Source organism: Cellulomonas flavigena DSM 20109, from assembly GCF_000092865.1.
GTDB lineage: Bacteria > Actinomycetota > Actinomycetes > Actinomycetales > Cellulomonadaceae > Cellulomonas > Cellulomonas flavigena.
Map to the genome: position 1 here is coordinate 2,434,495 of NC_014151.1, position 13,051 is coordinate 2,447,545.

Annotated in this window: 12 protein-coding genes; 2 read left to right on the forward strand and 10 right to left on the reverse strand. The window is 75.4% G+C overall.

Annotated elements, in window-relative coordinates; translation table 11 throughout:
- Positions 1-18: 18 nt before the first annotated feature.
- Entirely contained in the window at positions 19-624 is a 606-nt protein-coding gene (locus tag CFLA_RS11070) for a DedA family protein (protein WP_013117411.1), read from the forward strand.
- 12 nt (positions 625-636) lie between these two features.
- On the opposite strand, the gene CFLA_RS11075 is transcribed toward CFLA_RS11070, so the two are convergent.
- From CFLA_RS11075 to CFLA_RS11100, 6 genes are all read right to left on the reverse strand, one after another.
- Positions 637-993, reverse strand: a complete 357-nt coding sequence (locus CFLA_RS11075; protein ID WP_013117412.1) for a VOC family protein — start codon at positions 991-993, stop codon at positions 637-639.
- Positions 994-1,024: 31 nt separating this feature from the next.
- Positions 1,025-1,810: an isoprenyl transferase gene (locus CFLA_RS11080; protein WP_013117413.1), complete on the reverse strand. Its 786-nt coding sequence runs from the start codon at positions 1,808-1,810 to the stop codon at positions 1,025-1,027.
- 44 nt (positions 1,811-1,854) lie between these two features.
- Positions 1,855-2,586, reverse strand: coding sequence for a DNA repair protein RecO (gene recO, locus CFLA_RS11085; RefSeq protein WP_013117414.1), 732 nt, complete (start codon positions 2,584-2,586; stop codon positions 1,855-1,857).
- 79 nt (positions 2,587-2,665) lie between these two features.
- A complete protein-coding gene (gene leuA / locus CFLA_RS11090) occupies positions 2,666-4,453 on the reverse strand; it encodes a 2-isopropylmalate synthase (protein ID WP_013117415.1) in 1,788 nt (595 codons plus the stop codon).
- A gap of 194 nt (positions 4,454-4,647) precedes the next feature.
- Positions 4,648-6,111: an outer membrane protein assembly factor BamB family protein gene (locus CFLA_RS11095; protein ID WP_013117416.1), complete on the reverse strand. Its 1,464-nt coding sequence runs from the start codon at positions 6,109-6,111 to the stop codon at positions 4,648-4,650.
- A gap of 44 nt (positions 6,112-6,155) precedes the next feature.
- Complete coding sequence (locus CFLA_RS11100; RefSeq protein ID WP_013117417.1) at positions 6,156-6,533, reverse strand: VOC family protein; 378 nt, start codon at positions 6,531-6,533, stop codon at positions 6,156-6,158.
- A 77-nt stretch (positions 6,534-6,610) separates the two neighbouring features.
- On the opposite strand from CFLA_RS11100, the gene CFLA_RS11105 reads away from it, so the two are divergent.
- Entirely contained in the window at positions 6,611-7,342 is a 732-nt protein-coding gene (locus CFLA_RS11105; RefSeq protein ID WP_013117418.1) for a TetR/AcrR family transcriptional regulator, read from the forward strand.
- Here the strand turns inward: CFLA_RS11105 and CFLA_RS11110 are convergent.
- From CFLA_RS11110 to CFLA_RS11125, 4 genes are read right to left on the reverse strand one after another with little or no spacing between them, the layout of a single operon-like run.
- The gene (locus tag CFLA_RS11110) at positions 7,339-8,532 is read right to left on the reverse strand and encodes an RDD family protein (protein WP_013117419.1); all 1,194 of its coding nucleotides are present in this window, start codon (positions 8,530-8,532) and stop codon (positions 7,339-7,341) included. The two genes, CFLA_RS11105 and CFLA_RS11110, sit on opposite strands and share 4 nt — an antisense overlap.
- The gene (locus tag CFLA_RS11115) at positions 8,529-10,901 is read right to left on the reverse strand and encodes a transglutaminase domain-containing protein (RefSeq protein WP_013117420.1); all 2,373 of its coding nucleotides are present in this window, start codon (positions 10,899-10,901) and stop codon (positions 8,529-8,531) included. Before CFLA_RS11115 ends, CFLA_RS11110 begins: the two co-directional genes overlap by 4 nt.
- Entirely contained in the window at positions 10,898-12,046 is a 1,149-nt protein-coding gene (locus CFLA_RS11120; RefSeq protein ID WP_013117421.1) for a DUF58 domain-containing protein, read from the reverse strand. Before CFLA_RS11120 ends, CFLA_RS11115 begins: the two co-directional genes overlap by 4 nt.
- A gap of 3 nt (positions 12,047-12,049) precedes the next feature.
- A complete protein-coding gene (locus CFLA_RS11125) occupies positions 12,050-13,006 on the reverse strand; it encodes an AAA family ATPase (RefSeq protein WP_013117422.1) in 957 nt (318 codons plus the stop codon).
- Positions 13,007-13,051 lie beyond the last annotated feature (45 nt).

Sequence of the window (13,051 nt, forward strand, 5' to 3'; positions counted from 1 at the left end):
GCCACGTACGATCGAGCCGTGACGTCGACGCAGGTGCTCGCGGGGTACGGCCTCGACGGGCTCCCCGTCGTCGTCGCGCTCGCGTGCCTCTTCGGCATCGTCATGGCCCGCTCGCACCTCACCTACTGGGCGGGCCGCGGCGTGGCGCGCGGCGCTCGTCGCGAGGGGGAGCAGCGGCGTGGGCCACGCGGGTGGCAGCGGGTGGTCGACCGCACGGCACGGCTCTCCGCCACCCCGTCCGCGCGTCGCGGCGTCGCGATCGTGCACCGCTGGGGGCCGGTCGCGGTCACGCTGGCCTACCTGACGGTCGGCGTGCAGACGACCGTGTTCGCCGGTGCCGGCCTGCTGCGCATGCCCTACCTGCGGTTCACGCTCGCGTCGGTGCCGGGTGCGCTCGCCTGGGCCGTGGTGTGGGGCACGGTCGGCATCGGCGCGGTCTGGGGTGCGCTCGCGCTCGCCGCGGGCTCACCCGCCGGCCTCGCGGCTCTCGTCGTCGTGGTCGCGGTGGTCGTGACGACGATCGTCACGCTCACCCGCCGGCGGCGGCGCGGCGAGCCGCGGCTGGCAGTCGGCCCGCCCGCGGGTCCCCGCGCGGCGCCGGGCGGCGCCGAGGTCGACCGCTGACGGTCCCCGCGCTCAGTCGGTGTGCGCCGCCGACACGCAGAACTGGTTCCCGTGCGGGTCGGCGAGGACGGTCCACGCGAATCCGTCCGGCATCGTGTGGTCCGCCACCCGCGTCGCCCCGGCCGCCAGGAACCCGTCCACCGCGGCCGCCGCGTCCTGCGCCCCGAGGTCGATGTGCGCGCGGTTCTTGCCGGGCGTGACGTCGGCGATGTGCTGGAACCCCAGCGCAGGTCGGCCTGCCGCGGGCAGCAGCAGGACGAACTCGTCGCTCTCCGCCACGACCTGGGCGTCGAGGCGCTCGCGCCACCAGCCCGCTAGCTCGCGGGGGTCGTGCGTGTCGAAGGTCACCATGTCCACGGTCACGCGCATGGCGGTCACCGTACCGGTTGCCACCGACAGCTCAGGAGGTCGCCGGGGCGTCGACCGCACCACCGTAGCGCCGGTCGCGGCGCGCGTACGTCTCGACCGCGCGCCACAGGTGCCGACGGTCCACGTCGGGCCACGGCTCGTCGAGGAACACCATCTCGGCGTAGGCCGACTGCCACAGCATGAAGTTGGAGATCCGCTGCTCGCCCGACGACCGCACGAAGAGGTCGACGTCCGGCAGGTCGGGCTCGTCGAGGTGCCTCTGCACGGTCCTCTCGGTGACCTTCTCCGGGTCGAGGCGCCCGGCGGCGACCTCCCGCGCGATCTGCTTCGCGGCGTCGGCGATCTCGGCGCGGCCGCCGTAGTTGACGCACATCGTCAGCGTGCAGGTCGTGTTGTGGCGGGTCAGCCGCTCGGCCTCCTCCAGCTCGGCGACGACCGACCGCCACAGCCGCGGCCGGCGCCCCGCCCACCGCACGCGCACCCCCCAGGAGTGCATGAGGTCGCGGCGGCGGCGCAGCACGTCACGGTTGAACCCCATGAGGAAGCGCACCTCGTCGGGCGAGCGCTTCCAGTTCTCCGTGGAGAACGCGTAGGCCGAGACGTGCTGCACCCCGACCTCGATCGCGCCGGCGACGACGTCGAGCAGCGAGGACTCACCGGCCCGGTGGCCCTCGACCCGCGGCAGTCCGCGGGCGTTGGCCCAGCGGCCGTTGCCGTCCATGACGACCGCGACGTGCTTCGGCACCAGCTCCCGGGGGACCTGCGGCGGTCGGGCGCCGGACGGGTGCGGGAAGGGCGGGACGATCTCGTGGGGCACGCGGACATCGTGCCATCCGCCGGGCTCACGTCGTCGTGCGCGGCTCAGACCCGCTCGACCATCGGCAGCGACCGCAGGCGCCGTTCGAGGTGGAACTGGCAGAACACCGCGACGAGGCCGTTGCCCTCGGCACGGTGCCGCTCGGCGCTCGCGTCCGCGACCTCCCAGTCGCCCGAGAGCAGGGCCGCGAGCAGCGCGAACGTCTCCGGCGCAGGCGCGGCGGCACCCGGCGGCCGGCACGTGAGGCACACCGCGCCGCCCACGGCGGGCGCGAACGCGTGATGAGGCCCCGGCTCGCCGCAGCGCGCGCAGTCGGTGAAGCTCGGCGCCCAGCCCGCGACCGCGAGCGCGCGCAGCAGGTACGAGTCGAGGACGAGCCCGGGCGCGTGCGCGCGGGTCGCGAGCGCCCGCACGGCGCCGACGAGCAGCCGGTACTGCTGCACCGCCGGTTCACGCTCGGCCTCGACCAGCCGCTCGGCCGTCTCCAGCATCGCCGTGCCGACCGTGTACAGCGCGTAGTCCTCGCTGATGTGCCGCCCGTACGGGCCGAGCGTCTCGACCTGCGTGACGACGTCGAGGTTGCGCCCGGTGCTCAGCTGCACGTCGACGTGCATGAACGGCTCGAGCCGCGAGCCGAAGCGCGAGGTGGTGCGGCGCACGCCCTTGCCGACGGCTCGCACCTTGCCGTGCTCGCGCGTCAGGAGGGTGACGATGCGGTCGGCCTCCCCCAGCTTGTGGGTGCGCAGCACGATCGCCTCGTCGCGGTAGAGGTTCACCGGGCCATTGTCCCCCGGGCCACCGACACGCGCGGCCGCGGCGCACCGCGAGGTGCACCGCGACCGCGTCGGTGCCTGCTCAGCGCTCGTGCCGGTTGACGGCGGAGACGATGGCCTTGAGGGACGCCGTCGTGATCGACGGGTCGATGCCCACGCCCCAGAGGATGTCGTCGCCGATCGCGCACTCGACGTACGCGGCTGCCGTCGCGTCGCCGCCGGCCGACAGCGCGTGCTCGGCGTAGTCGAGCACCGCCACGTCGACGCCCGCGGTGCGCAGGGCGGCGACGAACGCCGCGACGGGCCCGTTGCCGGTGCCGCTCAGGGTCTTCTCGACGCCACGGTCGACGAGGTCCACCTCCAGCGTGTCCTGACCGCCCTCGGTGCTCGTGGCGCGCGTGCCGCGCAGCGCGAACCGACCCCAGGGCTCGAGCGGACCGCCGGGCGTGGCGGGCAGGTACTCGTCGCTGAAGATCGACCACAGCTCGTCGGCCGTGACCTCGGTGCCGTGCTGGTCGGTGTGCCGCTGCACGACCTGCGAGAACTCGATCTGCAGGCGGCGCGGCAGGTCGAGGTCCTTCTCGGACTTCAGCAGGTAGGAGATGCCGCCCTTCCCGGACTGGGAGTTCACGCGGATGATCGCCTCGTAGGAGCGGCCGACGTCCTTGGGGTCGATCGGCAGGTACGGCACGGCCCACTCGACGTCGTCGACGCCCTTGCCGGCGGCGGTGGCGCGGACCTCGAGGGCGTCCAGGCCCTTCTTGATGGCGTCCTGGTGCGAGCCGGAGAACGCGGTGAAGACCAGGTCGCCGCCGTACGGGTGGCGCTCGTGGACGGGCATCTGGTTGCAGCGCTCGACGGTGCGGCGGACGCGGTCGATGTCGGAGAAGTCGATCTGCGGGTCGATGCCCTGGCTGAACAGGTTGAGCCCCAGGGTGACCAGGTCGACGTTGCCGGTCCGCTCGCCGTTGCCGAACAGGCAGCCCTCGATCCGGTCGGCGCCCGCGAGGTACCCCAGCTCGGCTGCGGCGACGGCGGTGCCGCGGTCGTTGTGCGGGTGCAGCGACAGCACGACCGACTCGCGGTGGTGCAGGTGCCGGCTCATCCACTCGATGGAGTCGGCGTAGACGTTGGGCGTGGCCATCTCGACGGTCGCCGGCAGGTTGATGATGACGGGCCGCTCGGGAGTCGGCTCCAGGACGTCGAGGACGGCGTTGCAGACCCGCACGGCGTACTCCAGCTCGGTGCCGGTGTACGACTCGGGGCTGTACTCGTAGAACACCTCGGTGTCCGGCACCAGCTCCTCGTACTTCTTGCAGAACCGGGCGCCGGACACGGCGATGTCGGCGATGCCGTCCTCGTCGGCGCGGAACACGACCTCGCGCTGCAGCACCGACGTGGAGTTGTACAGGTGGACGATCGCCTGCTTCGCCCCCGCGATCGCCTCGTAGGTCCGCTCGATGAGGTGCTCGCGCGCCTGCGTCAGGACCTGGATGACGACGTCGTCGGGGATCCGACCCTCCTCGATGAGCATCCGGACGAAGTCGTAGTCCGTCTGCGACGCCGAGGGGAAGCCGACCTCGATCTCCTTGTAGCCCATGTCGACCAGCAGCTCGAACATCTCGAGCTTGCGCGCCGGGCTCATCGGCTCGATGAGCGCCTGGTTGCCGTCGCGCAGGTCGACCGCGCACCACCGCGGCGCGCGCTCGATGCGCTTGTCGGGCCACGTGCGGTCCGGCAGCTCGACGCGGATCTGCTCGTGGAACGGGCGGTACCGGTGGAACGGCATGCCGGACGGCTGCTGGGGGTTGCGCTCCGCGGCGGGGGCCGGCGTCACGGGCGCAGGGGTGGTGGGGCTCTGGCTGCTCATCGGTGGTCCTTCGTCGTCGTTGTCGGCGGTGCTCAGCCGGGCACGACACACACCGCGACGAGGAGCCGGCTAGAGGGCCTCGTCGCGGCGACGAAGGAGCAGCGAGCGTGCGCGCACGGGACGACCATACCCCCGGACGCACGCCCCCTGGCAACCACGCGGGCCCGACGGCGCGCTGCGGCGGGACGGCGCCGTCACGCCAGGACGACGACCTCGGTCGGGGTCGTCACCACGACCAGGCCCGCGAGGGCCGTCAGCCGCACCAACCCGTCCGGCAGCTCGACCCGCCACGACTCGACGCCGTCACGCAGACCACGGGCGACCAGCGCGTGCCCGCCGTCCTCCTCGGGCTCGGGGGCGAGCACGTGCAGGCCGTCGGTCAGCGGCGCCGTGCGCTGCTCGGCGAGCAGCTCCTGCTCCCACAGCAGCCGCCCGGTGGCGCCCTCGACGGCGCCGACGGAGGTCGCGCCCGCCAGCACGGCGACGCCGTCCGCGACGGCGACGGGGGTCATGGCCGACGGCAGCCGCCAGACGACGGACCCGTCGGACGCCCGCACACCCAGGACGCGGTTGCCGATGTCCATGAGCAGCAGGTCGACCGACGTGTCGCCGACGAGCCGCGCGGGCAGCCCGGGAACGCGGGCACGCACGGCGCCGTCGGGCTCGCGCAGCGTCCCGCCGAAGGCCGACTCCCACGTCGCGAACCCCCCGTCGGGCAGCGGCGCGACGATGATCTGCCGGCCTGGCGGCCCCTCCTCGACGACGTCGCCGGAGGTCGCGTCGAGCAGGGTCGTCGTCATCGCCACGAGCGCGACGACGTCACCGGCGACCGTGAGCGCGGGCGCCGCGCGCAGCCCGCCGTCGTCGACGAGCGCGATGGGCGACGTCCACGACCACAGCACCTCACCGTCGGCGCCCGCGCGCCGCTCGACGACCACGTGGCGGTCCGGCGTGCCGGTGGCGACGAGGAGGTCGTCCGCGTGCCGCTGGACGCCCAGGACGCGCCCCTCGACCTGCCACGCGTCGCGCTGCGCACCGTCGCTCACGCCCAGCACCAGCACGCGCGTCGGTGGCTGGTAGGGCGTCGACTCCCCCGCGCTGCCGTACACGACGTTCGGCTCGGTCCACACGCACAGCAGGTCGGCGGCCGTGGCGTCCCCGGCCAGGCACCGGACGGCGGTCGACTCGAAGCCCGAGCCCGCCTCGTCCACGACCGGCGTCTCCCAGCGCACGTCGCCGGTGGCCGGGTCGGACGCGCGCACGGACCACCGCCCCTGCGCGCCGGACACCGTGACGACCGCGCCACCCGCGGCGAGCACGGGCGTGGGACCGTCGGCGACGACCCGCCAGCGCTCGACCGGGGCCTTGTCGAGCGTGCGCACGACGCCGGGCAGCGCGGCGAAGGCGTCCGCCCGGGCACGCGCCGCCCGCTCGGTGACGCCGGAGGCGATCGCCGCCACCCCGACGACCACGGCGAGCACGGCGACGACCCAGAGGCGCCGACGCCGCTCGTCGGCCGCGGTACCGGGTGACGCCGGTGCGCCCGGACCCCGCACGCCCTCGTCGTCGCGCGCCGACGGCACGCCCGCCCACGGGCGTTCGTCGTCGTCGACGAGCTCGACCGGCCGCATCCGCGGGGCCGGGCGCACGGCTCCCATGGCCTGAGACTAGGCCACGCGCGCGGCGCCCGGCAGGTGCGGCGTCACACCCACTGGACGAGCTGCCAGACGATGCCGTTCGGGTCCTGGAACTGGCAGTAGCGCTCACCCCAGGGCTCGGTCTCGGGCGACGTGACGACCTGGGCGCCGGCCGCCGCGATGCGCGCGAACTCGGCGTCCAGGTCGTCGACCACGAAGGCGAGAAGGAGCCCTTGCCCCGCCGGACCGGCGATGTGCGCGGGCCGGAAGCTCGCCAGCCCGACCCGCAGGAACGTGAGGTTGACCGCGAGGTCGGGGTGCGTGAGTGCGACGAAGCCGTCGGCGGACATGGTCTCGGTGAACCCGAGGTGCGCCCGGGCGAACTCGGCGGACGCCGCGACGTCCGGGACGTTGAGGGAGACTGCGGATCCGGTGATGCGCATGCGTGGTCCTTCCGTCGAAGCTACCTTGACCACTGTACAAAGTATGTGGACGCCGCGATCATTCCCCGGGAGGACGGATGGCACGCGAGCTCGTCGACCTGCTCTGGCGCGACCACCCCGCCGCGCCGTCGGGGGGCGGCCGCGGACCGCGCGCCAAGGTGTCGACGACGCGCACCGTCGAGGAGGCCGTCGCCCTCGCCGACGCCGAAGGGCTGGACGGGCTGACCGTGCGGCGGCTCGCCGCACGGCTCGGCGTGGCCGCGAACGCCGTGTACACGCACGTCGGCTCGCGCGACGACCTGCTCGTGCTCATGGCCGACCTCGTGCGCACGCGCCGGCGGCGCCGCCCGTCCGCGCACGACGACTGGCGCAGCCGGGTCCGGGAGCTCGCCGAGGCCGAGCTGGCACTGCACGCCGCGCACCCGTGGCTCGTCGACGTCACCGACCAGCGCACCGCCTTCGGGCCCGGCACCATCGCCGACTACGACCACCAGCTCCACGCGCTGGACGGCACCGGCCTCGACGACGTCGACCGGGACGCCGCCCTGACGTTCGTCACGGACTTCGTGCGTGCGTCCGCACGGGCACGACGGCCCGCCGCGTACGACGACCGGATGGCCACCGTGTGGGCGTCGTGGAGCGAGCGCCTGGCGACGTACGTCGGTGACACGCACCCGCTCGCGCGTCGCGTGGGTGCGGCTGCGGGAGCCGCCATGCAGGCCCCGGCGAGCGCGGAGCACGCGTGGTGCTTCGGCCTCGAGCGCGTGCTCGACGCGATCGAGGCGCTCGTCCGCGCGAACGGACGCTAGCGGGGGCCGCGCGCCTCGGGCGTCGCGAGGACCCGCAGCGACCGGTCGCCGAACGCCACCCGGGCGCCCACCCGCAGCCGCACCGGGTGGTCGACCGGGCACACCACCTGCGCCCCGTCGGGCAGCGTCACGAGCGTGCCGTTGGTGGAGCCGCGGTCGACCACCCACGCGCCGCCGGCGCTGTCGACGGCGAGCTGCAGGTGCGTCTTGGAGACGGACCGCGACGGGTCGACCACCCGCACCACCTGCACGTCCGGCGCCGGCGAGGGGTTGCGGCCCACGAGTGCGAGCCGATCGACGGTGAGGACACGGCCGTCGTCGAAGGTCACCCGCAGACCCGTCGAGGTGCCCGGGCGCGGGTCCGGGACCACGTCGGTCCGTGGCCGCGCGGGTCGGGTCATCTCCAGCTCGGGCGCCAGGCCGAAGGCGAGGGTGGGGGTCGCCCGCACCGCCGGGATCGCGCGCGTGTCCAGGTCGGGCGCCGCGCGCTGCGGGTGCAGCGGCGCGAGGACCAGCCCGCCGCCCGGCGTCGCGGGCGCGGCAGGCGGCGGGGCGTCCGAGCGGTCGGCGGGGGACGCCGACGCCGCCGCCGCGACCGGTCGCGGCGTGGCGACCGGCGCCGCGTCGACCGGGGTCGGACCGGGCGCCGGGGCGGGCACCACCCGAGCGTGGTCGCGCCCGGGCACGGTGCGGCGCCCTGCGGGCGTCGCCGCCCGCAGCACCTCCGCGTCGACCGCGCGGTCGTGCCAGCCCCGCAGGCGCCCCGTGCGGTCGAGCAGCGGGGACAGCAGGACGACGTACTGGCCGACGCCGACGACGAGCGAGCCCGCCGCCACCACGCACCCCCGCAGCAGCACGCGGCCTGCGCCGATCGGCCGGCGGCTGTGCACGTCGACGGTCCGCACCCCCAGCAGGAGGCGGCCGAGCGTCCACCCGAACCGTCCGTGCAGCACCCACTGCACGACAGCGACCACCGTGGCCAGCACCGCACCGGCGACCACGAGTCCTGCGGGGACACCGCCGGACGGCACCACTCCCGTGCGCAGTGCCGCCGCGGTGCGCAGCATCCCCACCAGCACCAGCCCACCGCCGAGCGCGAGCACGACGAGCTGGTCGACGAGCACCGCGACGCACCGTCGGCCCAGGCTCGCGGGGCGGTCGTCCACGGCGGTCGCTGGTCGGGTGGTCATCGCTCACCTCGGCGTGCTCGGCGGGTCGTCGGTGGGGCGGGCGGCGCCGTGGGTGCCGGCTGCCGACGGGGCTCGCGGGGACGCGCGGCCGACGGGCGGCGCAGCGAGGTGAGCGCCGCCCGCGTGCGCACCCGGCGACGCCAGGGCAGGGTCCGGCGCAGCGCACTCACGGTCGCGTCGACGTCCGCCCAGTACGCCTCGACGTCGGAGCGGTCCGGCACACCCGGTGCGAACACCGCACGGTCCGCGCGGCGCGCGAGAGCGTCGACGCGCGCGGCCACCGCGGGGTGCCGCTCCACGAGCGTGCGCCCCCACAGCCGCGCGGTCTCGCGTCGCGTGCCGCCCGCCGGGGGCTCGCCGCCCATGTCGCGGGCGGTGTCGACGACCTCGTCCCAACCTCCGGCGACACGTCGCACGGGGTCCGCCGCGCGGCGCCGCCGCCGGCGCCGGCGCGCCTTGAGCGCGACGACGACGAGCAGCGGCGACAGCAGCACGAGGACACCCGCGAGACCGACGCCCGCCCAGGCGGCGATCCGCAGCCACAGCGCGAGCCCGGAGTCGTCCGCGGGCGGGTCCTCCGTCTGCGGCTGCTCGGTGTCGTCCTCGGGCGGCGTGACCCGGTCCGGCGGCAGGGCGGGCGGCTGCACCACCTGCGGCTGCGGGTCGGTGTCCGTCTCCTCCTGCTCCTGCTCGGGGGTCCGCGAGCGCGGCGGCGTCACGTCGAACGGCACCCAGCCGTGCCCGGCGAAGGCCACCTCGACCCACGCCTGGACGTCGCGGCCGCGGATCTCGACGGCACCGTCCTCGTCGGTCGGCGGGGGCACGTCCCCGGTCCCGTCCTCGTCGTCGCCCGACCCGGGGACGAACCCGAGGACGACCCGCGCCGGCAGACCCCTCGCCTGGATCATCAGCGCGGCCGCAGCGGCGTACTGCTCGCCGTCACCGACCATGATCTCGCCCGCGAGGAGCTCGGCGACGCGCGCGGCGCCGTGGCCCGACAGGGACGGGTGGTCGCCCGCGTCGGTCAGGCCGTGGCTGAAGTAGCCGTCCTCGGACAGGTACCGGGAGATCGCACGTGCGACCTGGACGGGCGACCCGGCGTCGCGTGCGACGTCGGACGCCGCGGCGTCGACGACCTGCAGACGGGCGGACGTCGGCGGCGAGACGGCGGCCGCGGACGCGCGGCCGACCTCGTCGTCGTCCGGCCGGTCCGGCACGACGACCTCCATCGTGTACGTCATGCCGGGGCGCACGCCGGACGTGACGACGGCCGCTCCCGTGACGTCGTTGTAGCGCAGGTCGGAGGCCTGCCGCCCCAGGTCGACGGACCGTGCGTACCCGACGGTCGGCAGCCACACGCCCTGCAGGTCCCCGACCGTCACCTCGACGCGGGCCGGCGTGCCGCGCACGGGGACGTCGATCTCGTCGCCCACCCGGCGGAACTCCCCCGACGCCTGCGCGGAGCCGTCCCCCGCCACGTTGAACACGACACCGTCGTACCGGTCGAACGTCGCGAGCCGCACACGCGCCCCGGCGGGCAGGCCGTCGACCGTCATCAGCACCGTGTCGTCGAGCTTCACCAGGCGTCGGAACGACGCGAGGGGGCTCGGGTAGTCACGCGGGTCGAACGGCGGCACGATCTCGTCGCGGACCACGAGGCGCGGCTCGTCCGCGACGACGAGCGGACCACCGAGCAGGCCACCGGTCGCCGCGACGGCCGCGAGCGCCGCGGTCGCCACCACGCGGCGGGGCCGCCAGGAGCCGACCCGCCACGCGGCCCAGACCAGGCACGTCGCGACGAGCACCGTCCCGGCGACGGCGGGCGGCACGGGCGGCTGCCGCGTGCCGAGCACGATCGACCCGACGAGCACGGCGAGCGGGACGACCGCCGCCAGCGCGGCCACGGCCGGACGACGGACCCGCAGGGTCAGCGACAACGCGACCGCCGTGCCGACGAGCGCGAGCAGCAGCGCCGCCACGAGCAGCGTGCCGCCGGTGCCGACCGGCGGCTGCAGGGTCAGCACCTGCTTCCACGTCGACGCGGCACCGCGCGCGAGCGCGACGAGCGTCGCGGGCGTCGGCACCACGCCGGCGACCGTCGTCGTCGGGGCGGCCAGCGCGCCGCCCGCGAGCGCGTACGCACCGAGCAGGGACGCGACGACCACCAGCGCGGACGAGCGCCGCACGGCCGTGACGACCACGACGCCACCGCCCAGGACGACGCCGCCCAGGAGCGCCGGCAGCACCGCGGCCGTGCCGTAGGCCGGCAGGAGCGGCGTCAGCGCCAGCCCCGTCGCGAGGACGAGCACGACCACGTCGCGCACGGCGTCCGCGGGCTCGCGCACGCCGACCCGCTGCCCGGGCCTCATCCCACCACCCGGCGCAGTGCGCGCGGCAGGTCGTCGAGCCGGCCGAGCGTGCCCAGCGTGAGCGAGCCCTGCGTGCGCACCGCGACGTCCTCGCCGAGCGCGCACCGCAGGACGACGGCGCGCGTGCCGGCGGGCAGTGCGCGCGCACCCAGACGCAGGTCGGCGTCGGTGGGCGCGCCGCCCGTGACGAGGAAGGCCACCGACGCGTCCGGTGTCTCGCGCACCACGCGGCGGCCCAGCAGGACGACACCGGGCCCCGTGGGCGACCACGACAGCCGCGAGCAGTCGTCGAGGAGCAGCGGGGGCGTGGCGGTCCGCAGGTGGCCCGCCCCGGCGAGCACCTCGACGTCGCGCTCGTCGCGGATCGCCTGCACCGCGATCGACGCGGCGACCGACACCGCCAGCTCGAGCTCGTCGGGGTGCGCGTAGTCGCCGACCGCGGTCGCGAGCGCGATGGACGTCAGCGTGCGCCGCGTGTCCTCGAACTGCTTGACCATGAGGCGGCCACGGCGCGCGGTCGTGCGCCAGTGGATGTAGCGGCGGTCGTCGCCGGCGACGTAGTCGCGCAGCGCGTGGAAGTTGAGGTCCGAGTCCGACAGGTCACGCGTCGCCTGCCCCTCGAGGTCGCGCAGCAGGCCGGCGTTGGCGCCGCCCAGGCCGATCACCTCGGGGTGCACGAAGAGCTCGGCGGGCTCGGTCCAGCGCAGACGGCGCTGCAGCAGTCCGAAGGGGTCGCCCCGCCGCGACACCACGGGGCCCACGACGATCACGGCACGCCGCTCCGTCGGCACCGCGAACAGGTCGTCGTGCGTGCCGCCGGGCGGCAGGCTCGGGACCGACAGCTCGACGACCCGCTCCCCGACGGGCAGGTCGACCTGCGAGGGCAGGGAGCGGCGCCTGGCGGCGTTGCGGACGTCGACGCGCCCCACGGCCCGCTGGCCGATGCGCACGCGGTGGTCCGCCAGGTCGAGCACGACGCGGTAGCGGGTGCGCCCGACCGTCATGAGGAGGGCGACCACGAGGACGGCCAGCAGCGCGACGCCGAGCGCCGCGAGCTCGCCCCAGCCCAGCACGCGTCCCGCCGCCGTGGCGAAGACGGCCACGACCGCGGTCCCCCACCCCAGGGGCGCGACGCGCAGACCCACGGCTCAGCCCCGTCGCAGCGCGGGCGGCGCGACCTGCGAGAGCACGCGCGCGACGACCTCCGTGGCCGTGACGCCGGCGAACTCGGCCTCGCTGTCGAGCACGAGGCGGTGCGCCAGCACCGGCTGCGCGAGGACCTTGACGTCGTCGGGCAGCACGTAGTCGCGGCCGTCGGCCGCCGCGGACACCTTGGCGCAGCGCACCAGGGCCAGCCCGCCACGGATGCTCGCGCCGAGCGCCGTCTGCGCGTCGTCGCGCGTCGCCTCGAGCAGGCGCGCGACGTAGTCCAGCACCGCCTCGTCGACGTGCACGGTGAGCGCGAGGTCGGCCATGGTGCCCACGGCCTGCGTCGTGATGCGCGGGCGCAGCGCGGTCGTGCGGTCCTTGAGGCCCGCGAGGATCTCGATCGACGACGCACGGTCGGGGTAGCCGAGCGACGTCTTGAGCAGGAACCGGTCGAGCTGCGCCTCGGGGAGCCGGTACGTTCCCGCCTGCTCGATGGGGTTCTGCGTCGCGATGACCATGAACGGGCGTCCCACGGGGTGCGTGACGCCGTCGACCGTGACGTTCGCCTCCTCCATGACCTCCAGCAGGGCGGCCTGCGTCTTGGGCGAGGCGCGGTTGATCTCGTCGGCCAGCACGACCGACGCGAAGATCGGTCCCGGGTGGAACTCGAACCGCTGCGACGACTGGTCGTAGATCGTCACGCCCGTGACGTCGGACGGGAGCAGGTCGGGCGTGAACTGGATGCGGTGGTGCGAGCCCTGCACGGTGGCGGCGATCGCCTTCGCGAGCGACGTCTTGCCGGTGCCGGGCGCGTCCTCGAGCAGCACGTGCCCGTCCGCGAGCATCGCGATGAGCACGAGGCGGACGGTCTCCTCCTTGCCGAGGAGCGCCTGACCGACGTTGCCCACGAGGGCCTCGAACGTCTCGGCGAACCAGGTGGTCTGCTCGGGGGTCATCGGTGGGGGCTCCAGTCGGTGGGGGTGGGCTGCGGTGCGGGCGGG

What these genes read in the sequence shown, in the direction of transcription:
- CFLA_RS11075 (WP_013117412.1), bottom strand. Translation starts at nt 993, where the DNA reads ATGCGCGTGACCGTGGACATGGTGACCTTCGACACGCACGACCCCCGC.
- leuA (WP_013117415.1), bottom strand. Translation starts at nt 4,453, where the DNA reads ATGAGCAGCCAGAGCCCCACCACCCCTGCGCCCGTGACGCCGGCCCCC.
- CFLA_RS11095 (WP_013117416.1), bottom strand. Translation starts at nt 6,111, where the DNA reads ATGGGAGCCGTGCGCCCGGCCCCGCGGATGCGGCCGGTCGAGCTCGTC.
- CFLA_RS11100 (WP_013117417.1), bottom strand. Translation starts at nt 6,533, where the DNA reads ATGCGCATCACCGGATCCGCAGTCTCCCTCAACGTCCCGGACGTCGCG.
- CFLA_RS11105 (WP_013117418.1), top strand. Translation starts at nt 6,611, where the DNA reads ATGGCACGCGAGCTCGTCGACCTGCTCTGGCGCGACCACCCCGCCGCG.
- CFLA_RS11110 (WP_013117419.1), bottom strand. Translation starts at nt 8,532, where the DNA reads ATGACCACCCGACCAGCGACCGCCGTGGACGACCGCCCCGCGAGCCTG.
- CFLA_RS11115 (WP_013117420.1), bottom strand. Translation starts at nt 10,901, where the DNA reads ATGAGGCCCGGGCAGCGGGTCGGCGTGCGCGAGCCCGCGGACGCCGTG.
- CFLA_RS11125 (WP_013117422.1), bottom strand. Translation starts at nt 13,006, where the DNA reads ATGACCCCCGAGCAGACCACCTGGTTCGCCGAGACGTTCGAGGCCCTC.